The 21,505-nt window shown below is 72.5% G+C and carries 23 protein-coding genes and 1 riboswitch; of the genes, 13 read left to right on the top strand and 10 right to left on the bottom strand.

Annotation, left to right across the window (positions count from 1 at the left end):
* Positions 1-71 precede the first annotated feature (71 nt).
* Entirely contained in the window at positions 72-779 is a 708-nt protein-coding gene (locus tag ACXJKF_RS10585) for an SDR family NAD(P)-dependent oxidoreductase (protein WP_456787674.1), read from the bottom strand.
* Between the two features lie 96 nt (positions 780-875).
* Here ACXJKF_RS10585 and ACXJKF_RS10590 point away from each other — a divergent pair, with 96 nt between their 5' ends.
* Complete coding sequence (locus ACXJKF_RS10590; protein ID WP_456787675.1) at positions 876-1,241, top strand: YciI family protein; 366 nt, start codon at positions 876-878, stop codon at positions 1,239-1,241.
* A gap of 86 nt (positions 1,242-1,327) precedes the next feature.
* Here ACXJKF_RS10590 and ACXJKF_RS10595 read toward each other — a convergent pair whose 3' ends face one another.
* A complete protein-coding gene (locus ACXJKF_RS10595; protein WP_456787737.1) occupies positions 1,328-1,726 on the bottom strand; it encodes a VOC family protein in 399 nt (132 codons plus the stop codon).
* On the bottom strand, positions 1,726-2,016 hold the full coding sequence (locus ACXJKF_RS10600; protein ID WP_456787676.1) for an ArsR/SmtB family transcription factor: 291 nt from the start codon (positions 2,014-2,016) through the stop codon (positions 1,726-1,728). Before ACXJKF_RS10600 ends, ACXJKF_RS10595 begins: the two co-directional genes overlap by 1 nt.
* Positions 2,017-2,127: 111 nt before the next feature.
* Between ACXJKF_RS10600 and ACXJKF_RS10605 the strand changes: the two genes are divergently transcribed.
* The 10 genes from ACXJKF_RS10605 (at position 2,128) to ACXJKF_RS10650 (ending at position 11,587) form a co-directional block, all read left to right on the top strand.
* On the top strand, positions 2,128-2,493 hold the full coding sequence (locus ACXJKF_RS10605; RefSeq protein ID WP_456787677.1) for a YciI family protein: 366 nt from the start codon (positions 2,128-2,130) through the stop codon (positions 2,491-2,493).
* Positions 2,490-2,840, top strand: a complete 351-nt coding sequence (locus ACXJKF_RS10610; protein WP_456787678.1) for a YciI family protein — start codon at positions 2,490-2,492, stop codon at positions 2,838-2,840. Before ACXJKF_RS10605 ends, ACXJKF_RS10610 begins: the two co-directional genes overlap by 4 nt.
* Positions 2,841-2,921: 81 nt before the next feature.
* Complete coding sequence (locus ACXJKF_RS10615; protein WP_456787679.1) at positions 2,922-4,559, top strand: hypothetical protein; 1,638 nt, start codon at positions 2,922-2,924, stop codon at positions 4,557-4,559.
* Between the two features lie 42 nt (positions 4,560-4,601).
* Positions 4,602-5,525, top strand: coding sequence for a hypothetical protein (locus ACXJKF_RS10620; RefSeq protein WP_456787680.1), 924 nt, complete (start codon positions 4,602-4,604; stop codon positions 5,523-5,525).
* A gap of 118 nt (positions 5,526-5,643) precedes the next feature.
* Positions 5,644-6,042 (top strand): YciI family protein, encoded by a 399-nt coding sequence (locus tag ACXJKF_RS10625; RefSeq protein WP_456787681.1) that lies wholly within the window; start codon positions 5,644-5,646, stop codon positions 6,040-6,042.
* Complete coding sequence (locus ACXJKF_RS10630; protein WP_456787682.1) at positions 6,039-6,263, top strand: hypothetical protein; 225 nt, start codon at positions 6,039-6,041, stop codon at positions 6,261-6,263. Before ACXJKF_RS10625 ends, ACXJKF_RS10630 begins: the two co-directional genes overlap by 4 nt.
* A gap of 106 nt (positions 6,264-6,369) precedes the next feature.
* Complete coding sequence (locus tag ACXJKF_RS10635) at positions 6,370-8,001, top strand: hypothetical protein (RefSeq protein WP_456787683.1); 1,632 nt, start codon at positions 6,370-6,372, stop codon at positions 7,999-8,001.
* Between the two features lie 42 nt (positions 8,002-8,043).
* Entirely contained in the window at positions 8,044-8,955 is a 912-nt protein-coding gene (locus ACXJKF_RS10640; RefSeq protein WP_456787684.1) for a hypothetical protein, read from the top strand.
* A gap of 176 nt (positions 8,956-9,131) precedes the next feature.
* On the top strand, positions 9,132-10,472 hold the full coding sequence (locus ACXJKF_RS10645; protein ID WP_456787685.1) for an RNA polymerase sigma factor: 1,341 nt from the start codon (positions 9,132-9,134) through the stop codon (positions 10,470-10,472).
* Positions 10,473-11,086: 614 nt separating this feature from the next.
* Positions 11,087-11,587, top strand: coding sequence for a hypothetical protein (locus ACXJKF_RS10650; RefSeq protein WP_456787686.1), 501 nt, complete (start codon positions 11,087-11,089; stop codon positions 11,585-11,587).
* Positions 11,588-11,735: 148 nt separating this feature from the next.
* Here the strand turns inward: ACXJKF_RS10650 and ACXJKF_RS10655 are convergent, their stop codons facing one another.
* Together ACXJKF_RS10655 and ACXJKF_RS10660 are read right to left on the bottom strand one after the other, a co-directional pair.
* A complete protein-coding gene (locus ACXJKF_RS10655) occupies positions 11,736-12,983 on the bottom strand; it encodes an Nramp family divalent metal transporter (RefSeq protein ID WP_456787687.1) in 1,248 nt (415 codons plus the stop codon).
* A 108-nt stretch (positions 12,984-13,091) separates the two neighbouring features.
* Positions 13,092-13,724, bottom strand: coding sequence for a hypothetical protein (locus ACXJKF_RS10660; protein ID WP_456787688.1), 633 nt, complete (start codon positions 13,722-13,724; stop codon positions 13,092-13,094).
* Between the two features lie 68 nt (positions 13,725-13,792).
* Between ACXJKF_RS10660 and ACXJKF_RS10665 the strand changes: the two genes are divergently transcribed.
* Positions 13,793-14,896 carry a GNAT family N-acetyltransferase gene (locus ACXJKF_RS10665; protein WP_456787689.1) on the top strand — a complete coding sequence of 368 codons (1,104 nt, stop codon included), beginning with the start codon at positions 13,793-13,795 and terminating at the stop codon, positions 14,894-14,896.
* Here the strand turns inward: ACXJKF_RS10665 and ACXJKF_RS10670 are convergent.
* The 4 genes from ACXJKF_RS10670 to ACXJKF_RS10685 all read right to left on the bottom strand — a co-directional run bounded on the left by ACXJKF_RS10670 (position 14,883) and on the right by ACXJKF_RS10685 (position 19,497).
* A complete protein-coding gene (locus ACXJKF_RS10670) occupies positions 14,883-15,653 on the bottom strand; it encodes an SRPBCC family protein (protein WP_456787690.1) in 771 nt (256 codons plus the stop codon). The genes ACXJKF_RS10665 and ACXJKF_RS10670 overlap by 14 nt on opposite strands.
* Before the next feature lie 99 nt (positions 15,654-15,752).
* Positions 15,753-16,742 carry an ABC transporter ATP-binding protein gene (locus ACXJKF_RS10675; protein ID WP_456787691.1) on the bottom strand — a complete coding sequence of 330 codons (990 nt, stop codon included), beginning with the start codon at positions 16,740-16,742 and terminating at the stop codon, positions 15,753-15,755.
* On the bottom strand, positions 16,736-18,472 hold the full coding sequence (locus ACXJKF_RS10680; RefSeq protein ID WP_456787692.1) for an ABC transporter permease: 1,737 nt from the start codon (positions 18,470-18,472) through the stop codon (positions 16,736-16,738). The genes ACXJKF_RS10675 and ACXJKF_RS10680 overlap by 7 nt, the downstream gene beginning before the upstream one ends.
* A 2-nt stretch (positions 18,473-18,474) precedes the next feature.
* Positions 18,475-19,497, bottom strand: a complete 1,023-nt coding sequence (locus tag ACXJKF_RS10685; RefSeq protein WP_456787693.1) for a thiamine ABC transporter substrate-binding protein — start codon at positions 19,495-19,497, stop codon at positions 18,475-18,477.
* Positions 19,498-19,552: 55 nt separating this feature from the next.
* A riboswitch (TPP riboswitch) is annotated at positions 19,553-19,670 on the bottom strand.
* An 85-nt stretch (positions 19,671-19,755) separates the two neighbouring features.
* On the opposite strand from ACXJKF_RS10685, the gene ACXJKF_RS10690 reads away from it, so the two are divergent.
* The gene (locus tag ACXJKF_RS10690) at positions 19,756-20,019 is read left to right on the top strand and encodes a DUF4235 domain-containing protein (RefSeq protein WP_456787694.1); all 264 of its coding nucleotides are present in this window, start codon (positions 19,756-19,758) and stop codon (positions 20,017-20,019) included.
* Between the two features lie 33 nt (positions 20,020-20,052).
* Here the strand turns inward: ACXJKF_RS10690 and ACXJKF_RS10695 are convergent, their stop codons facing one another.
* Positions 20,053-21,501: a phytoene desaturase family protein gene (locus tag ACXJKF_RS10695; RefSeq protein WP_456787695.1), complete on the bottom strand. Its 1,449-nt coding sequence runs from the start codon at positions 21,499-21,501 to the stop codon at positions 20,053-20,055.
* Between the last annotated feature and the right edge of the window lie 4 nt (positions 21,502-21,505).

The raw sequence follows: 21,505 nt of genomic DNA on the forward strand, positions 1-21,505 counted from the left end.
CGATCTCGACCGGATGCCGTAACGATATATCGTCGATCTATCTTTGACAACCCCTAGCGATACATCGTTCCTCAGAGCCGCGCCAGCACCGCCCCGCCGTGCACGCCGAGGACCTGGCCCGTCGTCCAGCCGCCCTCCGGCGACGCCAGGTACGCGACCGCGGCGGCGACCTCCTCGACGGTCCCCGGCCGGCCCATCGGCACCCGCGCAAGCCGGCGCGCGTACTCGGCGTCGTCGAGCCGCCCGGCCCAGAACTCGGTGTCGGGCACGAACCCCGGCGCGACGGCGTTCACCGCGATCCCGTCGGTCGCCACCCGGGCGGCAGTCCCCGTGACCCAGGAGTTGATCGCCGCCTTCGCAGCGCCGTACGACCCCGCACCGCGCAGGGCGGCCACCGAGCTCATCGCGATGATCCGGCCACCGGGCCGCGGCATGGCGGGCAGCAGCGCCTCGCCGAGCAGCACCGTCGTCAGCACGTTCAGCCGGAACTCGTCGACCCACAGGTCGGCCGTCGCCTGCAGGCTGCCGTCCCGGCGCTCGAGCGAGCCGCCGGCGTTGAGCACCAGCACGTCGACCGCGCCCAGCCGCTCTGCCAGCGCCGTCACCTCTCCCGGGTCGCGCAGGTCCGCGACCTCGACGCGCATCGCTCCGGCCGCGGTGTCCTCCAGCACCTCCCGACGGCGCCCGACGATCACCACGTCGTTCCCGTCGGCGGCCAGCCTGTGCGCCACCGCGCGTCCGATTCCCGTCCCGCCGCCCGTCACCACCGCCGTTGTCATCGGTCCACCGAAACACCGTCGTGCGACTCTGTCGATCGGAACCGGCGGTGTGCGTCATGGGCACGACCGACCGTCGACGAGCACGAGAGGACGACCATGACCACCGAGTACATCGTGGCGCTGTACGGCGACCAGACGATCTGGCACGGCGACGACGCCCCCGACCGCCTCCCCGGCCACCGGGTGCACGAGGACTTCGGACGCGCCTGCGCCGACGCCGGGCACGACATCCACGACAGCGCCGAGCTGCACCACTCGGTGTCGCGGGTCGTGCGCCTGCGGGACGGCCGGACCTCCGTGACGGACGGCCCCTTCGCCGAGCCGACGGAGGTCCTCGCGGGCTTCTACCGGATCGCGACCGACGACGTCGACGGGCTCACCGCGCTCGTCGGCGAGCTGATCCGCGGGACCGGTGAGGTGGCCGAGATCCGCGAGTCGATCGCTCCCCCGCCCGGCCTCTGATCAGCGGAACTCGATTCTCGCGCTGAACCTGCGCTCCGCTACGGGCGGGTGCGCTGGCGCGCCCCCACCCTCCGCTGCGCTCCGGCTCAGCCCTCGGGCTTCATCTGCGCGAGCTGGATGAGGTTGCCGCACGTGTCGTCGAGGACCGCGACGATGACCGGCCCCATGTCCGTGGGCGGCTGCACGAACCGCACCCCCAGCGCGGTCAGCCGCTCGAACTCCGCCTGGACGTCGTCGACCCCGAAGGACGTGGCAGGGATCCCGTCCTCGACCAGCGCCGCCTTGTACGGACCGACCGCCGGGTGACCGCTGGGCTCCAGGAGGAGCTCGACGCCGTCCGGGACCGCCGGCGAGACGACGGTCAGCCAGCGGTCCTCGCCGCCGAGCGGGATGTCGTTCTTCACCTCGAACCCGAGGACCCGGGTGTAGAAGTCGAGCGCTGCGCTCTGGTCGTCGACGAACACGCTGGTCACGGTGATGCGGATCATGGGGACTCTCCTTGGTCGGGGACGGGCCAGCGGGTGGCGATCTGCCGCAGCGGCCCGGTGTCGAGGTGGTGGAACTTGTAGCGACCCTCGCGGCGGACGGTCACCAGGCCGGCGTCCTCGAGCACCTCCAGGTGCTGCGAGACCGCCTGCCGGGTGGAGCCGAGCCCGTGCCGCATGGTCAGCCGGGTGCACAGCTCGAACAGCGACTGCCCGTCGCGGTCCTGGAGCTCGTCGAGGATCGCGCGGCGCGTCGGGTCGGCGAGTGCCTTGAACACGTCGGCTGCCACGCCTCCCGTTATATGCAAGCATCCACTTGCATGTCAAGGACTGTCGATTCTCGCCACCCTCGCGCGTCATCACCCCGACAGGCACAGTGGACACATGAGGGAGATGACGTCATGACAGACCGGTGGACACTCCTGCTCTGGGGCGACGAGGACTTCTGGGAGAACGCCTCGCCGGAGGTCCAGGAGCGCGTGATGGGCGAGCACGGCGCGTTCTCGGAGGCGTGCGAGACGCGGGGCTACCGCATCCTCGGCGGCGAGGAGCTGGGGCTCTCCAAGAACGCCGTCACGGTCCAGCGCCCCGAGGGCGGCGAGCTCTCGATCACCGAGGGTCCGTACGTCGAGCTGGCCGAGCACGTCGGCGGCTACTACGTGATCGAGACCGACGACGTCCGCGGCCTGGCGCGGCTGGCCGGCGAGCACCTGCTCACCGACGGCGGCGGTATCGAGCTGCGCCCCGTCGTGGTGCACGACGCATGAGCGAGAAGACGTTCGTCCTCCTGATGTACGCCACCGAGGGCGACTGGGACAACGCCGACGAGGCGACGAAGGCCGAGTACTACCGGCAGCACGGCGACTACGACGACCAGGCGGCCGACTTCGGCGTGACGTTCCTGGCGAGCGAGGCGCTCCAGTCCGTGACGACGGCCGTCACTCTGCGGCGGACCGGCGACGACGCGGAGGTCACCGAGGGCCCGTTCGCCGAGACGGTCGAACAGCTCGGCGGCTTCTACCTGGTCACCGCACCGAACCGCGAGGCGGTGCTCAAGCACGCGATGCTGCTGCCGGAGTACACGATCGAGGTCCGGGAGATCGCACAGATGTAGCCGTCCCCACAGGCTGCCGTCGCGCTGTACGTTCGACGCGACCGACGGGGACCCCCCCGTTCCGACGCGGAGGGTGGCTGCGTGACGCGGATCGTGGAGATCAGCGCCGAGGGCGTCGCTGGGGTGCGAGCGGACCTGGTCGCGACGCGGGACGCGCTGGACGGGTTCGGGTCGCTGCGGTACCGGGCCTCGGCGCTCGGCGTCTCGACGTCGGGGTTCGACGAGGCACGGAACATCGCCGACCGGCTCGGCACCCGCGTCCTGCCCGTCGTCGACACGCACCTGAACCGCGCCCGCACCCTGGCCGACCTGCGCTACGGCGGGGCGATGGGCCCGGTCATCCCGGTCGTGGACGACGACCCCGACCCGTACACCCAGCTCCCGATCTACACCCAGACCGCCCTGACCACGGGCGGCACCGTCCTGACCTGGGGGCCCGAACCGGCCGAGGAGCAGGAGGCCGACCAGGCCGACACCGAGAAGTCCAAGGGCATCGGCGGCTGGTTCGAGGACCGCTGGGACGACGTCACCGACGCCGTCGACGAGGGCACCGACTGGGTCGCCTCGACCGCGAGCGACGCCTGGGACTCGATCACCGACGCCGGCGCGGCGATCGGGGACTGGTGGGAGTCCACCACCGCCGACCTGGGCGGCTGGATCGACGAGAACCTCGCCGGGGTCCGCGACTGGATCGGCAAGCACGCCGGGATCTTCCGGTTCCTGGCCACCGTGTGCCGGGTCATCGGCTGGGTCCTGGTCGTCGTCGGCCTGATCCTGACCGTCGCCCTGGCCATCATCGGCGCCATGGGCGGGGCGACCATCGGCGCGATCTTCGGGTTCGGTGTCGGAGCCGTGCCCGGCGGCGGTGCCGGCGCCATCGCCGGGGCCACGTTCGGGCTCAAGATCCTCGGCGTCGGGTTCACCCTCGTCTCCGTCGGGGACTTCCTGGACGTGGTCGCCGACTGGGGCGAGGGCAAGATCGACGGCCAGGACCTGGTCAAGCAGGGCTCCCTCGAGCTCGCCTTCGCGATCACCTCGATGATCGGCATCGGCATCGCCGGCAAGATCGCGCAGAAGCTCTTCAAGCACCTGCCCGCGTCCTGGCGCAAGAAGCTCGAAGAGCTCCTGAACAAGCCCCAGGACAACCGCACCTGGCGCGGCACCGGCACCGCGGACGACCCCGTGGTGTTCGAGTACTCCAACCCGGCCGAGGCGTTCCGCGGCCGCGGCCGGCCGGACCAGTCGGAGCTGGACAGGCTCGGGCCGTACACCGACTACCCGGCCGGCAGCGAGGAGCACATGCTCGCCCGCTGGGGCCACTACCAGACCAGCGGCTCCAACCGGCTGACCTGGGAGCAGTGGCGGGACCAGTACATCCGCAACCAGGGCAACAAGCCGCGGGGAGATGCGTTCGAGAACGCGGTGTACGAGCTCGACGAGTACTCGCCGGACGACTGGTCCCGGAACACGTCAGTGGAGGACGTCAGCGGCGTCGACCGCAACTACGACGTCGTCAACTTCGAGGACCAGATCGGCGTCGAGATCAAGTCCGGGAACACCATCGACCCGGGGCAGCTGGCCAAGGACGAGACGCTCGTCAACTCCAACTGGACGATCAGGTACGTCTTCGGCAGCCAGCCGTCGGCCGCGACGATCCGGAAGCTCGAGGATGCGGGCATCGAGTGGAAGGTCGTCCACAGCGAAGCCGTGGTCCGATAGTTTGCGTGCCGGCGCGTGCGCGCCGGTCGACTGGAGGTCGTAGTGAGGGACGAGCAGTTCGAGGACTGGCTGGAAGCCATGGACCCGCGACTGGCGCGGTTCGAGGACTTCCTCATGCCGACCGGCTGGACCAAGGGCTTCACGCGCGAGTCCCTCCAGGAGCTCGAGCAGTACATGCTGGAGCGCTGGCCCGACCGGGACTCGTTCAAGGACGATGGCGACTCCGACTGGATCGACGGCGCCATGCGGTACATCGGTGAGGCCTACCTGCGGATCGCGGGCGGCGGCTGGCATCTCGACAACAAGCCGGACACCGTCTTCCGCGGTCAGCCTGTGATCCGGCCCGACACTCTCCACGGATTCCCGATCTCGCCGTACAACCAGATGGGCCTGCTGCTCAAGCGCCGCACGGGCCACGAGCTGACCAAGCTGTGGGACGGTCAGCTGCGCGAGGTGCAGCGCCGCCGGGACGTCGAGGGTCCGGACTGGGAACCGAAGCGCCTGCCCGTCCCCGGCTACACCGCACCCGAGCAGGACCCCGGTGACACCCCCGAGCGCGACGCCTGGGCCGCGCAGGTCGACGAGCGCGTCGCGGCGCTCCGGGCGCACGCCGGTGAGCACGGCGCCCGGCTGGACCTGAGCCCGGAGTCCCTGACGGTGCTCGAACAGCTCTCGGAGGCCGACCTGACCGATGCGGCCATCGACGTCCGGTCCGCCGAGGGAGCAGAGGTCGTCGCCCGGTACGCCAGCTACCTCGGCGCGGTGCTCCTGCAGCAGGCACCGGGACGGTGGATCCTGCGACCCGGCGCGCCGGGCACCGACCCCTTCGTCGGCCGGCCGTTCGTCAAGCGGCTCGACGAGAACGGCATCTGGCGCGCCGGTCTGGTCCACTCGGCAGTCGAACGCCTCGCCGACGGGCGCGAACCCGGCCTCTTCCCGGGCATCCTCCACGCGTACGCGGGCTGACGCACCCTCGCGGCACTCTCCGACAATCCTGCGGTGCGAACTGTCGATCACCGCACGGCCCGCACGTCATCGGGGCAGCGGGACGCACCGGGCGTCCCTCCGACGAGCAGGAGCTGACATGGCCGAGTTCACCGTCGTGCTGTACCGAGACGACGCCCGCGCTGCCGCGCTGACCACCGAGGAGCGCGAGCGGGCCTACGCCGCCCACGCCGGGTTCCACCAGCACTGCGCCGACCAGGGATGGGAGATCGTCACCACTCGAGCCCTCGGTGCGGCCGCCCGGGCGCGGTCGCTGCGGTCCGACGGGCGCGACGGGGTCGTCGTCTCCGACGGCCCGTACGCCGAGACCGCGGAGCAGGTGGCCGGGTTCTACCTGGTCGCCCGCACGTCGCTGGACGCACTGACCGAGGCGGTCTCCGCGCTCGTGCTGAACGGGGAGACCGCCGAGATCCGGCCCACCGAGCGGTTCGTCGACGGCGTCCCCGTGAACGGCGACGACGCGTTGACGGCGTCGTGAGGTTCGTCGTCCTGGCGTTCGGGTCCGCACTGCCTGCCGGTCTGACCCTGGGCTCCGTGGACACGGCGACGTCGGTGCTGGACCGCGAGCTGCGGGACGGCCCGTTCGACGGGCCTGCGGCGGCCCTGACCGGCGTCCAGGTGCTCGACGAGCCGGATCTCGACGCGGTGCTGGAGGGGCTGCCCGCAGTCGGCACGTTCGAGGTGCGGCCGGTCGTCTGACGCCGGTGGATCGCCGTCAGACCGGCAGCGGTGACATGTCCGGTTCCGCTACGTTCGACGCCACGGACGGGACCGCTGCCCCGTCCGGACGCGGAGGGGGCCTGCGTTGACGCGGATCGTGGAGATCAGCGCCGAGAGTCTCGCCGGGGTGCGTGCTGACCTGGTCGCGACCCGGGACGCGCTGGACGGGTTCGGGTCGCTGCGGTACCGGGCGTCGGCGCTGGGCGTCTCGACGTCGGGGTTCGACGAGGCACAGAACATCGCCGACCGGCTCGGCACCCGGGTCCTGCCCGTCGTGGACACGCACCTGACCCGCGCCCGGACCCTGGCCGACCTGCGCTACGGCGGGGCGATGGGCCCGGTCATCCCGGTCGTGGACGACGACCCCGACCCGTTCACCCAGCTCCCCGCCTACACCCAGGTCCAGCTCGCGTCCGGCGGGACGGTCCTGACCTGGGGCCCGGAACCGACGCCCGAGCACGAGGCCGACAAGCAGGACACCGAGAAGTCGAAGGGCATCGGCGGCTGGTTCGAGGACCGCTGGGACGACGTCACCGACGCCGTCGACGAGGGCACCGACTGGGTCGCCTCCACCGCGTCGGACGCCTGGGACTCCATCACCGACGCCGGTGCCGCGATCAGCGACTGGTGGGAGTCCACCACCGCCGACCTGGGCGGCTGGATCGACGAGAACCTCTCAGACCTCCGAGAGCTGATCGGTGAGCTCGCCGGGCTGTTCCGGTTCCTGGCCTCCGCCTGCCGGATCGTCGGCTGGATCCTGGTCGTCGTCGGCGTCGTGCTCACGATCGCCCTGGCGATCATCGGCGCGATGGGTGGGGCGACCATCGGAGCGGTGTTCGGGTTCGGCGTCGGGGCCGTGCCCGGCGGGTGGGCAGGCGCCTTCGCGGGGGCGTCGTTCGGGCTGAAGATCCTCGGGGTGGGGTTCACCCTCGTGTCCGTCGGGGACTTCCTGGACGTGGTGGCCGACTGGGGCGAGGGCAAGATCGACGGCCAGGACCTGGTCAAGAAGGGCTCCCTCGAGCTCGCCCTGGCCATCGCCTCCCTGGTCCTGATCGGTGGGGCCGGCAAGATCGCCCAGAAGATCTACAAGCACCTGCCCGACTCCTGGCGCAAGAAGATCGACGAGCTCCTGAAGAGGCCGCAGGACAACCGCACCTGGCGCGGCACGGGGACCCAGAACGACCCGATCGTCTTCGAGTACACCAACCCCGCCGAGGCTCTCCGCGGCACCCCTGCGCCGACCGCGGCGGACCTCCTGAAGCTCGACCCGAACGTCAAGTACCCCGCCGGCAGCAAGGAGCACATGTTCGCCGCCTGGCTCAAGTACCAGGCGGGCACCAACAAGCTGACCTGGGACCAGTGGCGGGACAGGTACGTCAACGTCCGGAAGAACAAGCTCCTCGGAGCCGCCTACGAGAACGCCGTCCGTGAGCTCCGCGGGTACACGGCCCCACCCGCCGGGTGGATGAAGAAGAACTACGGCATCGACCGCCGCTTCGACGCCGTCCTCACCGAGAACGGCAAGCTCGTCGGGATCGAGCTGAAGTCGGGGCCCTCGGTGAAACCGGCGCAGCTCGCGAACGACAAGAAGCTCATCCGGGCCGGCTGGGAGATCCGGTACATCTTCGGCGAGCAGCCGGATGCCGAGGCGGTCAAGGACCTGGCGGCCGCCGGCATCCAGTGGGAGATCATCTACGGCACGCCGGTGCTGCGGTAGTGGTTCGGTAAGGTGCCCGACAGACGTGGACGGAAGGATGTCGTGAGCGACGAGCAGTTCGAGGAGTGGCTGGACGCCATGCACCCGCGCCTGGCGCGGTTCGAGGACTTCCTCATGCCGACCGGCTGGACGGCGGGGTTCACCCGGGAGTCGCTCGCGGAGCTCGAGCAGTACGCGCTGGAGCGCTGGCCGGACCCGCGCGCCTTCCTCGACGAGGACGACGAGGACTGGATCGACGGCGCGGTGCGGTACGTCGGCGAGACCTACCTGCGGATCGGGGGCGGCGGCTGGTACCTGGACACCGACCCGGACTTCGTCTTCAGCGGCGTGCCGATCATCCGGCTGGACACGATCGGCCCGGTCCCGATCTCGCCGCGCCACCTCCTGGCCGCGCTGCTCGACCGCCGCACGGGTCGCGTGCTGACCCAGGTCTACGACGGTCAGCTGGAGGAGGTCCAGGAACGCAGGGACGCCGAGGGACCGGACTGGGAACCCCAGCGGCGGCCCGTGCCCGGCATCACGCCGCCCGAGCACGACCCCGGAGACACCCCCGAGCGCGACGCGTGGGTCGCGCTGGTGGACGAGCGGATCGCCGCGCTGCGGGCGCACGCCGGCGAGCACGGCGCCGACCTCGACCTGAGCCCGGAGTCCCTGGCGCTGCTCGAACGCCTCGCCGAGGTCGACCTGACGGCCGCTGGCAGCGACGCGGGCGCCGAGCGCGTCGCGCAGTACGCCAGCTACCTCGGCACCGTCCTCCTGCGCCAGTCACCGGGGCAGTGGAGCCTGCGCCCCGGCGAGCCCGGCAGCGACCCCTTCGTCGGGCGACCGTTCATCAAGCGGGTCGACGAGAAGGGCGACGCGCGCGCCGGGCTCGTCCACTCCGCGGCGGAGCACCTCACGCAGCAGCGGGACCCGGGCCTGTTCGCCGCCGTGCTGCACGCGTACGCGGGCTGACGGGAGACCGTGTCCGTGGGACGTGTCGATCCGCCGTCGGGTCGCGCGTCATCGGGTCAGCGGGACGCACCGGACGTCCCTCGCCACCCAAGGAGGAGCATCACGCTGGCACCCAGGGACACGGTGGTACCGATGCAGGACAGCGCACCCTCGCCGCTCCCCGGCGCGTCCGCACGATGACCAGCTCCGACGACGCGCTCGCCGAGGCGTGGCGGGCCCACTGGTCCCGGCTGATCGGCCTGCTGATCGGCCAGTTCGCCCGCCCCGACCTCGCCGAGGACGCCGTCTCCGACGCCTTCGAGTCGGCCGCGAAGCACTGGCCCGTCGACGGGGTCCCGACGAACACCGGTGCGTGGCTCCTGACCGCCGCGCGCCGCAAGGTCCTCGACCGCCTCCGCTCCGAGGCGGTCGCCCGACGGAAGGAACCGTTGATGGTGGTCGACGACGAGATGCGCGCCGCCGCGGCGGCCGTCGTCGACCCCGGCGCCCACGTCGCCGACGAGCGGCTCCGCCTGATCTTCGCCTGCTGCCACCCCGCCATCGCGCCCGACGACCGCGTCGCCCTGACCCTGCGGTTCGTCGTCGGCCTCACCACCACCGAGATCGGCCGGCTCCTGCTCGTGCAGGAGTCGACCATGGCCGCCCGGCTGACCCGCGCCAAGAAGCGGCTGGCCTCCTCCGGCATCCCCTTCGCCACGCCCGCCGCGGAACGCCTGGACGAGCGCCTCGACGTCGTCGCGACCGTCGTCTACCTCGCCTTCACCTCCGGCTACCACCCCGGCGTCGGCGACGAGCCGTTGCGCGTGGACCTCGGCGACGAGGCCATCCGGCTCCTGCGCGTGCTCGACTCGCTGCTCCCCGAACGCGCCGTCGTCCGCTCGCTGCTCGCCCTGCTGCTCCTGCAGCACTCCCGCCGGGACACCCGGCTGGACGCCGCCGGCGCGCTGGTCCTGCTCCCCGACCAGGACCGCACCCGCTGGCACCGCGACGAGATCGCGGAGGGCGTGAGCCTGCTGGAGTCGCTCGCGCCGGGCGACCGCCGCGCGGACGCAGGCACCCGTGGGGGTGCGGCTGCCGGTCCGGCCCACACCGTCGGCGCAGGTCCTACCGCCCCTCCGGCCGGCCTCCAGTCGCGCCTCGCGACGGAGTACCGGTTGCAGGCGCTCATCGCGGCCGAGCACGCCACCGCCCCGACGGCGGCCGACACCCGCTGGTCCGTCATCGCCGACCTCTACGCGCAGCTCGAGGCGCTCACGGGTTCGCCGGTCGTCCGGCTGGCCCGAGCGGTCGCCGTGGCGGAGGCGGACGGCCCGGAGGCGGGCCTGCGGCTGCTGGACGGGCTCGACGACGCCCTCCCCCGCCACCACCGGGTCCCCGCCGTCCGTGCCGAGCTCCTCCGCCGCGCAGGACACCCGGCCGCAGCCGCATCGGCCTTCCGCGCAGCCCTGACCCTGGTCACCAACCCGACGGAACGCACCCACCTGGAGTCCCGCCTGGCGGACCTGCCCGAGGGATAGCTCTTCCACGAGAACGTCACTCCCCCGCGAGAACGTCACTGTGAACTGCCGTTCTCGCGGGAACGTGACGTTCTCGTGCGGGCGGCGAGCCGACCCACCGACACCTCGGCGGGGGGGGCTCCTCCACAGGGGGACGGTCGGGCGAGTCCTGAGCAGGCACCTTGGGGGGACTCTGCGGTGTGAGTCGTCGACCTGGGGCCATCCGAACGGCAGAGCTCGTTCGTCCGAGTGTGCTGCTCGCCAGGGACGTCGGCCCCCATGTGCCGTCGGCACAGGTCGCCTCCGGGGAGTGGCGCCGGGTCGGGCGTGGCATCTACGTGCCGACGCAACAGGCAGGAGATCCACGTGCGGATGCCCTCGCACGGATTCTGGGGGTCCACGCGAAGACGACAGCCGAGCACTGCTCCAGTCACGAGTCAGCCGCGCTCCTGCACGGACTGCCGCTCTGGACCCCCTCCCGCACGACGCACCTGTACCAGGCGTCGTCGCCCAGCAGTCGGCGTCTGCGCACGATCAGCCGGCACAGCCCGCTCCCTGCGCCGGGCGACGTCGTCACTGTCGGCGACCTCCCGACGACAACCCTCGAGCGCACCGCGTGGGACTGCGCCGCCACGATGCCGCCGCTCGACGGCATGGTGATCCTCGATGCTGCGCTGCGAGCCGGGCTCGATGCAGCGGCCCTCGCCGAGAGGGTCGCACGGGCCTCCGGCCGACGCGGCGTCGCTCGGGCGCGCACGATCGTCGCGCTGGCGGATGGCGGCTCGGAGTCACCGTGGGAGACCGCGTGCCGATTCGCCCTGCTCCGCGCAGGATTTCCCGCTCCCGAGACACAGGTCGAGGTGGCCACACGGCTGGGTACCTACTGGGGGGACCTGGGCTGGGAGGAGTGGCGTGTCGTCATCGAGTACGACGGTCGCACCAAGTACCGGAGCGGCGCGAACGAGCAGCTGGTGCGGGAGAAGCGCCGGCACGACGCCATCGTCGAAGCCGGCTGGCACGTCATCCGCGTGACGCGTGACGACTTTCGCCAGCGCGGCTCGCTGGCCGCTCGGGTGACCCCGTTCCTTCCACCCTCCCTGATCGCCACCCTCCGCCCTCGCCCCGCCCTCGCGTGAGCATCCCTACCCGCTCCCGTCCCGGGTCCCCTGGCGCCGAGAACGTCAGTTCGTCGCGAGATCGGCAGTTCACAGTGACGTTCTCGCGGAGAAATGACGTTCTCGCGGGCGGAGAGGGCGGTGGGGCGCCCGGGTTGGGCTGAACGGGTCAGCCCAGGAGCAGGAGAACCAGGAGGGTCACGTTCAGGGCGACCACCAGGGTCACCACCAGGAGCAGGGTGGCGTGGAGCCAGGGGCCGTTGCGGTGGGTGCCCATGACGGTCCGGTTGCGGGTCAGGGCGACGAGCGGGATGACCGCGAACGGGATGCCGAAGCTGAGCACCACCTGCGAGAGGACGAGGGTCCAGGTGGCGTCGGCGCCGACGGCCAGCAGGATGATCGCCGGGATCAGGGTGACCACGCGGCGGACCAGCAACGGGATCCGACGGTGGATCAGCCCTTCCATGATCGTCGCGCCCGCGTACGCGCCCACGGAGGTGGACGCCAGGCCCGACGCGAGCAGCCCGATGGCGAACGCGATCGCGATGCCGATGCCGAGCGCGTCGGCGATCGCGTCGTACGCGCCGGGGATCGAGTCGGTGCCGGGGACGCCGCGCAGGCCGGAGGCGGCGAGCAGGAGCAGGCCGATGTTGACGGCGCCGGCGATGGCCAGCGCGATGCCGACGTCCCAGCGGGTCGACCGCAGGACCTCCCGGAGGCCCGCGCCGGTGGGGCGCCCGTGGCGGTCGCGGGCGAGCGCCGAGTGCACGTAGATCGCGTGGGGCATGACGGTGGCGCCGAGCATCGAGGCCGCCAGCAGGACCGAGTCGGTGCCGTCGAAGCGCGGGACGAGCCCGGACAGCATCCCGCGGGCGTCGGGCGGCGAGACGAACAGGCCCGCGAGGAACCCGACCGTGATGACGGCGAGCAGCCCGATGATGACGCGCTCGAACCGGCGCTGCCCGTATCGGTTCTGCGTGGCCAGCAGGAGCAGCGACACGACGCCGACGATCAGCCCGCCGACCGGCAGCGGAACACCGAACAGCAGCTGGAGGGCGATGGCACCGCCGACCACCTCGGCGATGTCGGTGGCCGCCGCGACCACCTCGGCCTGCATCCAGAACGCCAGCCGCGGGGTGCGCCGCATCCGCTGCCCGAGCACCCCGGGCAGCGAGTCCCCGGTGACCAGACCGAGCTTCGCGGACTGGTACTGGACCAGGACGGCCATGGCGTTCGCCGCGACGAGCACCCACAGGAGCAGGTAGCCGTACCGCGCGCCGGCGGTGAGGTTGGCGGCGACGTTGCCCGGGTCGACGTAGGCGATGGCCGCGACGAACGCCGGACCGAGCAGCAGCGGGGCACGACGAGGGCGCCGGGTGGTGACCTCGACGGCGTCGTCGGTCGCGCTGCTCGTCATCGGGTCACCTTCCGGAAAGTTCGGCTGTCCGAACTCATGCTAGCGGAGGGACGGAACCCGGCCAGACGGCCGGACGCCCCCCAGCGTGCGGCGAGCGAATCGCGCGGGTCAGGCCGCCGTCGGGACCTCGCGCTCCCAGCCGTGGGCGGTCGAGTGGAAGCCGACCCGCTCGAGGTAGGCGCGCGACTCGGGAGCGGGCGAGCCGCTGACCACCAGCCGGCGGAACCCGTGCGCGGCGAACACCCCGCTGTCCTGGTACACGAACTCCCCGGGCGTGAAGTCCCGGTACCGCGGCGTCACGTAGTCGAGGTCCACGCGACCGACGCCGTCACCGGCGGACCGGACGACGACGGCCCCGATCAGCTCGTCGCCGCGCACGACGACGAACGCGGCGGACGGACCGGGGTCGGCGGCGGCGAACGCGGGGTGGAACCGGGCGATGTCGGGGGCGTGGGTGTCGAGCAGGTGGCGCAGGACGGAGTCGTCGGCGGGGACCTCGAGGACGCCGTAGACCTGCGCGTCGTGCCGCTCGCGGTGCAGCCGGACCAGCCAGTAGACGTCGATGACGGCGATGACCCCGTTCATCACGGCGAACGGCCAGATGCCGACGACCGCGTTGTAGAACGTCGCGATCACGGCCCCGGCGAGGTTCAGCCACCGGAAGCGCAGCACCCGCGCCTGCGTGAGCGAGACGATGACCAGCAGCGAGCCGGCCCAGCCGACGATCTCCAACCACACCATCTCGTGAGAGTAGCGACGGGCTCGAAAAGGGCTCGCCACCGGCGATCGACAGGCGGATCGTGGACGGAATGACGACGTGGTCGATCCGTGAGGTGCCGGTGACGGAGACGCCCGAGGGGGCGTGGCTCCTGCACGGCTACACCGCCGCGATGAACGACGTGCTGCTCGCCGCGTGGGGCAACCGCGACTTCGAGCGCACCGCCACCGAGATCCTCGGGTCGATGCACGACCAGCGCTACATCAGCAAGCCACGCCTGGTCGCGGTGGCCGACGACGAGCACGACTCCCCCGACCCGGAGCGTGTCCTCGGCTACGCGATGGTGAACCTCCCGCTGCAGGACAACACGCACACGGCGCAGGTCGAGATCGGCGTGCGACCGTCGCAGCGCCGTCGAGGTGTCGGTGCGTCGTTGTACGACGCGTCCCTCGCACTGGCCCGGGACGCCGGCCGGACGACCGTCACGGCGTCGACGGACCAGCAGGTCGAGCCGCCCGACGGCCCCGGCACGCTCGCGGCGACGACGGGCGTCGGGCGGGTCGAGGCCGACGCCGCCGGTTCGCGCTTCCTGCTGCAGCGGGGCTTCGCGCTGGAGCAGGTCGAGCGGTACTCGGTGTTCGACCTGCCCTTCGACGCGGACCTCGTCGCGAAGCACCGTGCCGAGGCCGAGGCGCACGCCGGACCCGACTACCGCCTGGTCACGTGGCAGAGCCACGTGCCGGACGAGTGGGTCGACGAGTACGCGCTGCTGAACACCCGCATGAGCACGGACGCACCCCTCGGCGGTCTGGATCTCGAGGAGGACGTCTGGGACGCCGAGCGGATCCGGGTCACGGAGCAGCAGTACCAGGAGCGGGAGCTCGAGCTGCTGGTGCTGGCCGCCGAGCACGTCCCGACGCACACCCTCGCGGCGTTCACGTGCTTCATGGCGGTCCCCAACACCGACGAGTTCGTGCACCAGGACGACACGCTCGTCATCAAGGAGCACCGCGGCAAGCGCCTGGGGATGCTGGTCAAGACGGCGAACCTGCAGCGCCTCGCGGCGGAGCGGCCGTCCGTGCGGCGCGTCGGCACGTGGAACGCCGAGGAGAACTCCTACATGCTCTCCATCAACGTCGCGCTCGGGTTCCGCCCGGCCGGTGGCTCCGGGGAGTGGCAGCTCAGGCTGACGTGACGCGCGACGATCCCCGCGGGAGCGCCGTCTCCCACCAGCGGGACCAGCGCTCGCGGATCTGCTCGAACGTCTCGTCGTCGAGCCCGTACGTGGACAGGATCGCGTCGACGGTGCCGTGCGGTGGCGTGTGGGCGGCCGGCGTCTCCTGGAGGACCAGGAACATCTCGGAGATGCCGTGCAGGCGCAGCCCGAGCTGGAGCGGCGTCTCGTAGACGAGCGTGCCGCCGAGCAGGGTCCCGTCCGGCCGGCGCGCCTGGACGTGCCCACCGATCGGCACCCCGCGGATGCCGACGAGTCCGGCGCGGTCGAGCAGCCGGTCGCCGCGGTCGCCGGACGGCAGCCCGAACGTCGACAGGGTGCGCCGGTCCTGGTCGGGGTGGACGGTCAGCGCGAACTGCAGCTGGTGGACGTACGCGGTCCAGCCCTCGTCGACCTGGTCTCGCACGCCGTCGAACGTGGCCATGCCCTCGTGGCTGCGCCGGGTGACGGTCAGGTGGGTGCGGTGGGGCTCGTGCGCGGCGGACCGCAGGGTGAGCCTGTCGTGGTGCGGCCAGCTCAGGGTGTGGATGCTGGCGTCACCGACGACGTCCTGCGTCTCGACGGCGGTGTCGACGAACGCGCGGACCTGCGCGTCGAGGCCGTCGTGGTCCCACCCGTACCAGCGGCGCACCAGGACCGGGTCCCGCAGGGAGGCCCACACCTTCGACAGCGGCACGGGGATGTCGACCGACACGACCTCGCGGAGCTCCAGCGTCATCGCCATCACCTCGGTGCTCGAACCTGCTCGACCGGATGCTTCCGACCGTAGTCCGCTGGGGCGCGGACCGCGATCAGGCACCCGTGGATCGGCTGCCGGTCAGGCGTCGAGGATCGCCAGTGCGTCCGGCTCCACGCCGAGCTCCACCACGTCCCCGACCGACCACCGCCCGCCCACCGGCCCGAGCGCGGTGACCACGCCGATCCCGTCGACGTCGACGCGGACCTCGGACCGTCCTCGTCGCGACGAGACCCCGCGCACGGTGCCCTTGGCGACGCCGGTGCGCCCGACGACGAACGCACCCTCGGCGAGCGCGAGGGTCGCCCCGGACGGCGGGACGTCGAGGGCGTCGCGCAGGGGTGCGGCGGCGGGGCTGTCCAGCGGCACGAAGGCCTCGTAGCCGAGGAACGACGCGACCTCGCGGCTGGCCGGCCGGACCCAGAGGTCCGCGGGGGCGTCGACCTGCAGGAGCCAGCCGGCCGCCATGACGGCGACGCGGTCGGCGACGGCGAAGGCCTCGTCCTGGTCGTGGGTGACGAACACGGCGGTGGTGCCGGTGGCGACGAGCGCGGCGCGCAGGTCCACGGCGAGGCGTTCGCGCAGGGCACGGTCGAGGGCGGACAAGGGCTCGTCGAGCAGCAGGAGCCGGGGTGCGGGGGCGAGCGCGCGGGCCAGGGCCACGCGTTGACGCTCGCCGCCGGACAGGGTCGCGATGCCGCGGTCCTCGTAACCGGCCAGCCCGACGAGCTCGAGCAGCTCCGCGACCCGCGCGGCCGAGCGGGCCGGCAGGCCGTAGGCGACGTTCCCGCCGACGGTCCGGTGCGCGAAGAGCTGCCCGTCCTGGAACATCAGCCCGAACCCGCGCCGGTGCACGGGCACTCCCGCCAGCGAGACGCCGTCCCAGGACACCGACCCGGCGGCCAGCGGTTCGAGCCCGGCGACGGCGCGCAGGAGCGACGACTTGCCGCAGCCGGACGGTCCGAGCAGCGCGACGACCGACCCGGGGGCCACGTCGAGGGACACCCCGTCGACCGCGGGCACGCTGCCGTACCGCACCACGACGTCACGCACGGACAGTCCGTTCACCACTCACCTCCGGCGCCGGGTGCGCGCAGTCGTTCGCAGGCCGCGACGATCCCCGCGGTGAGCACCGCGAGGACCACCGACGCGGCGAGCGCCATGCCGTAGGACTCGGCACCGGGCCGGCCGATGAGCCGGAAGATCACCACGGGCAGCGTCGGCCGGTCGGGACGGGCGAGGAACGACGTGGCGCCGAACTCCCCCAGCGACGCGGCGAACGCGAACCCGACGGCGAGGCCCAGGGACCGGCCGGCGATCGACAGGTCCACGGTCCGCAGCACGCGACCGGGCGTGGCACCGAGCGTCGCGGCCGCCTCCCGCAGCCGCGGGTCGATCGCGCGCAGGACCGGCAGCACCACCCGGACGACGAGCGGCACGGCGACCACCGCCTGCGCGATCGGCACCAGCAGCGGGCTGGTCCGCAGGTCGACGGGCAGCCCGAACGGGTGGTGCATGGACAGCAGGAACCCGAACCCGACGGTCACCGCGGAGACGCCGAGCGGGAGCATGAACAGCGCGTCGAGGCCCGCGACGGCCCGACGACCGACCGCGCGGCGCGGCCGTCGGGACACCACGAGCGCGACGAGCCCGCCGACGACCAGCGCGATCACCGTGGCGTCGAGCGCGACCCGCAGGGAGTTCAGCGTGGCCTGCCAGACCGTGACGGTGAGCGACCCGCCGGTGGTGCCGAGAGCCGCGTAGTGGTCGAGCCCCCAGCCGTCGCCGGTCCGCAGCGACCGGACGACCAGGTTGACCAGGGGCAGGGCCAGCAGGAGGACGACGGCCGCGGTCACGGCCGTGGCGACGAGGGTGAGCGCGTGCCCGTCGCCGGGCGGCATGCCGGTGGGTCGTCGCAGCCGCAGCGGACGGACCGACGCGGACGGGACGGTGAGCGCCATCGCGGTCTCTCGACGCGACCGGGCCCGGCCGGCGACGACGAGCGTCCCCGCGACGACGACCAGCTGGACCACCGAGAGCACCGCGGCTGCCCGCAGGTCCAGGAACTGCGTCGTCTGGATCCAGATCTCGGTCTCGATGGTGCCGAACTGCAGGCCACCGAGCACCAGGACGGTCCCGAACGCGGTCGCGCAGAACAGGAACGCGAGCGACGCCGCCGACGCGATCGCCGGTGTCAGCGCGGGCAGCGTCACCGTCCGGAACGCCCGCCACGGCGACGCGCCGAGCGCCCGCGCGGCCTGCTCCGCGCGGGGGTCGAGCCGCTCCCAGAGCCCGCCGACGGCCCGCACGACGACCGCGTAGTTGAAGAACACGAGTGCGGCGACGATGGCCGCGAACGTGCCGTCCAGGTGCAGGAACCCGAGCGGCCCGCCGTCGACGAGCAGCGACCGGAACGCGACGCCGACGACGACGGTCGGCAGGACGAACGGCACGGTGACGAACGCGCGCAGGAGGGTGCGCCCGCGGAACGAGTGCCGGTACAGCACGTACGCGCCGGGCACCCCGAGCAGCACGCTGAGCACCGTCCCCAGGGTCGCCTGCGCGAGCGTCAGCCCGACGATCCGCCAGGTGCGCGGCCGCGAGAACACGTCCGCGAACCCGCTGAGGTCCAGGTGCCCGTCGACGACGAACCCCTTGGCGATCATGACCGCGACGGGCCACGCGAAGAAGATGCCGAGGAACAGCAGCGGCACCAGGACGGCGGCCGTCCAGAACACGACGACACGTCCCCGACCCGACGCTGCAGCAACGTCGGGTCGGGTGAGCGTCGAGACGGACATGGTCAGCCGATCACCGTCTCCGACCAGAGGGCCAGCCACGCCTCACGGTTCTTGCTGATGTCCTCGGGCGAGACCTCGAACGGGTCGGTCGCCAGGGGTGCGAACGCGGTCCACTCCTCGGGGAGCGTGGCCGTGTCGCTCACGGGGTACATGTACATGGACACCGGGATGTCGTCCTGCACCTCGTCGGACAGCAGGAAGTCGAGCAGCTGCTGCGCGCCCTCCGGGTTCGCCGCGCCCTCGAGCACGCCCGCGTACTCCGTCTGCCGGAAGCAGGTGTCGAGCAGGGCGCCGGTCGTCGGCTCCGTGCCACCCTCGGGGACGGTCGACGGGGGCGACGAGGCGTACGACAGGACGATCGGGCGCGGTCCGCCACCGCCACCGCCGGAGAAGTCCGTGAAGTACGCGTCGGACCAGCCGTCGGCCACCTTCACGCCGTTGGCCTTCAGCGCGGTCCAGTAGTCCACCCAGCCGTCCTCGCCGAACGCGCCGACGGTCGCCAGCAGGAAGGACAGGCCCGGCGACGACGTCACCGCGTTGGGGACCACCAGCAGGTCCTTGTACGCCGGCTCGGTCAGGTCCTCGAGCGTCACCGGCTCCGCGAGGCCCTGGGCGGTGAACCAGGCGTGGTCGACGTTGATGCAGACGTCGCCGTAGTCGATCGGCACCAGCGCGCCCTCGAACGCGTCCGGCGCCTCGGTCGGCGCGACGACGCCCTCGTCGACCGCCCGGGAGGCGAACGAGTTGTCGATGCCGAACACCAGGTCCCCCAGCGGGGCGTCCTTGGTCAGCACGAGCTGGTTCACCAGCGCGCCGCCGTCGCCCGGCTGCACGAGCTCGACCGTGAGGCCGGACTCCTGCTCGAACGCGTCGAGGATGCCGTCGGACAGCACGAACGAGTCGTGCGTGACGAGGGTGACGGTGCCCGCCGACGTGCTGGGGGCGGGGTCGTCCGTGCCGATCGCCGAGCACCCGGCCAGAGCCAGGATGCCGAGACCAGCGAGAAGCGAGTGAGTCCTCGCCATGGGTGATGCTCCTCCTTGGTCGGAAAGGAGGGGGCCGTCGCAGGCTCACCTGCGAGGGCTGAGAAGCCCGACTCCCTACGCCGGTATCAACCGGATCAGGTTCGAGGGTCTGCGGTGGTCCGCACTCTCAGCGTCCAGACCCCTGCGGGTCCGACGCTCCCCTGTCGTTCGCCGCGATCCTACGCCGCCCCTGAGCAGCGCACGCGCGCTCACCGGGCTACGGTCGTCGCAGACCCGTCACCACACCCGGAGGCTCCCGTGACCGACAAGCAGACCCAGTCCATCGTCGCCAAGCTCATCGGCGCGGGCGCGGCGTTCGCCGCCGCCCTGGTCGTGCAGAAGGTGCTCAACCTGGCGTGGCGGGCGAAGACCGGGCACAACCCGCCGCCCGCCGACGACCAGGGCGACGCCGGGCTGGCGGAGATCGTGGCCGCAGCGGCGATCACCGGGGCGCTCGTCGCGATGTCCCGGGTGCTGGCCACCCGGGGCACCGCGCGGTTCACGGCGAAGGTCGACGACTGACCGGACGTCGACCCGCTGGACTGACGCGAGCCACTACGGCGCCAGGCTCGGCGGCGCCATGATCCCGAACTCGCGCAGCACCCGCTTCGCCGCGTACCACCCGCCGAGGCCGTGCACGCCGGGGCCGGGCGGGGTCGACGCGGAGCACAGGTACACCCCGGCGCGGCCGGAGAAGTACGGGTCGAGTCGGCGGGTCGGCCGCGCGAAGAGCTGGCCGATGCTGGCGCGCCCCGCGGAGATGTCGCCGTCGACGTAGTTCTCGTTGTGGTCGCTCAGGTGCGCGGCCGGGATGCACCGGGACGTGACGACGACGTCCCGGAACCCGGGGGCGTACCGCTCGATGTGCCGGGTGACGGCCTCGGTCACGTCCACGTCGGACCCGGACGGCACGTGCGCGTAGGTCCACAGGGGCCGTCGGCCGTGCACCTGGCGGGTGTCGTCGACGACGGACGGGTCGCTGACCAGCGTCATCGGCAGGTCCGCGTGCTCGCCGCGGGCGACCGCGTTCTCCGCGCGGGCCATCTCGGCACGCGTCCCGCCGACGTGCACGGTGCCGGCACGCCCGACCTCGGGCACGGTCCACGGCACGGGACCGTCGAGCACGAAGTCGACCTTGGCCGCCGCGTCGCCGTACTCGAAGGCGTCGAGCGCCTCCCGCGCCCGCGGGGGCAGCCGGTGGCCGAGCACGTCGACGAGGGTCCGCGGGGTGGTGTCGAAGACGTAGCAGTGCGCGATCGGGAGGTCGGCCTCGGTGCGGACGCGGTGGTCGCTACGGACCGTGCCGCCGTGCGCCTCGAGGTCGCGCACCAGCGCGGCGGTGATCGCCCCGGAGCCGCCGCGCGGGATGGGCCAGCCGCCCTCGGCGTGCGCGAGGGTGCCCAGCAGGAGGGCGGTGCCTGCGCCCGCGATCGACGGCAGGGGCGTGATCGCGTGCGCCGCGACTCCGGTGAGCAGGGCGGGGGCGACGTCGCCGACGAACCTGCGGTCCCACGCGCGCGTGCCCTGCTCGAGGATGCCGAGCCCGAACCGTGCTGCCGCCAGGGGGTCGACCAGCGGCACCGACCGCTTGTCGAACAGCGCCACCCGGACCGCCGCCGCGGGGTCCCCGCCGACCAGCGACCGCCACACCGCACCGTCCACGCCGAGCTCCTCGACGGTCCGGTCGAGGTCCCGGTACGCCACGCCCGCGCGCCCGTCGGGGAGCGGCTGGGCGTACGAGACCTCGGGCACCAGGAGCTCGACCCCGCGGGCCCGCAGGTCGAACTGCTGGAAGAACGGGGAGGCCCACGCCATCGGGTGGACGGCGGAGCAGATGTCGTGGGTGACGCCGTCGGCGAGGCCGAGGTCGAGGGTCCGCGCCCCGCCGCCGACGGTCGGCTGCGCCTCCAGGACCGTCACCCGCAGGCCGGCGCGCGCGAGGGTGACGGCGGCGGCGAGACCGTTGGGGCCGGAGCCGACCACCACCACGTCCGGTCGCGTCATCGCG

The organism is Cellulomonas sp. P5_C5 (assembly GCF_054049655.1).

Coding starts and splice junctions, on each gene's coding strand:
- ACXJKF_RS10645 (WP_456787685.1), top strand. CDS start 9,132: ATGACCAGCTCCGACGACGCGCTCGCCGAGGCGTGGCGGGCCCACTGG.
- ACXJKF_RS10670 (WP_456787690.1), bottom strand. CDS start 15,653: ATGACGCTGGAGCTCCGCGAGGTCGTGTCGGTCGACATCCCCGTGCCG.
- ACXJKF_RS10655 (WP_456787687.1), bottom strand. CDS start 12,983: ATGACGAGCAGCGCGACCGACGACGCCGTCGAGGTCACCACCCGGCGC.
- ACXJKF_RS10680 (WP_456787692.1), bottom strand. CDS start 18,472: ATGTCCGTCTCGACGCTCACCCGACCCGACGTTGCTGCAGCGTCGGGT.
- ACXJKF_RS10650 (WP_456787686.1), top strand. CDS start 11,087: ATGCCGCCGCTCGACGGCATGGTGATCCTCGATGCTGCGCTGCGAGCC.
- ACXJKF_RS10685 (WP_456787693.1), bottom strand. CDS start 19,497: ATGGCGAGGACTCACTCGCTTCTCGCTGGTCTCGGCATCCTGGCTCTG.
- ACXJKF_RS10585 (WP_456787674.1), bottom strand. CDS start 779: ATGACAACGGCGGTGGTGACGGGCGGCGGGACGGGAATCGGACGCGCG.
- ACXJKF_RS10590 (WP_456787675.1), top strand. CDS start 876: ATGACCACCGAGTACATCGTGGCGCTGTACGGCGACCAGACGATCTGG.
- ACXJKF_RS10610 (WP_456787678.1), top strand. CDS start 2,490: ATGAGCGAGAAGACGTTCGTCCTCCTGATGTACGCCACCGAGGGCGAC.
- ACXJKF_RS10660 (WP_456787688.1), bottom strand. CDS start 13,724: ATGGTGTGGTTGGAGATCGTCGGCTGGGCCGGCTCGCTGCTGGTCATC.
- ACXJKF_RS10625 (WP_456787681.1), top strand. CDS start 5,644: ATGGCCGAGTTCACCGTCGTGCTGTACCGAGACGACGCCCGCGCTGCC.
- ACXJKF_RS10605 (WP_456787677.1), top strand. CDS start 2,128: ATGACAGACCGGTGGACACTCCTGCTCTGGGGCGACGAGGACTTCTGG.
- ACXJKF_RS10695 (WP_456787695.1), bottom strand. CDS start 21,501: ATGACGCGACCGGACGTGGTGGTGGTCGGCTCCGGCCCCAACGGTCTC.
- ACXJKF_RS10665 (WP_456787689.1), top strand. CDS start 13,793: ATGACGACGTGGTCGATCCGTGAGGTGCCGGTGACGGAGACGCCCGAG.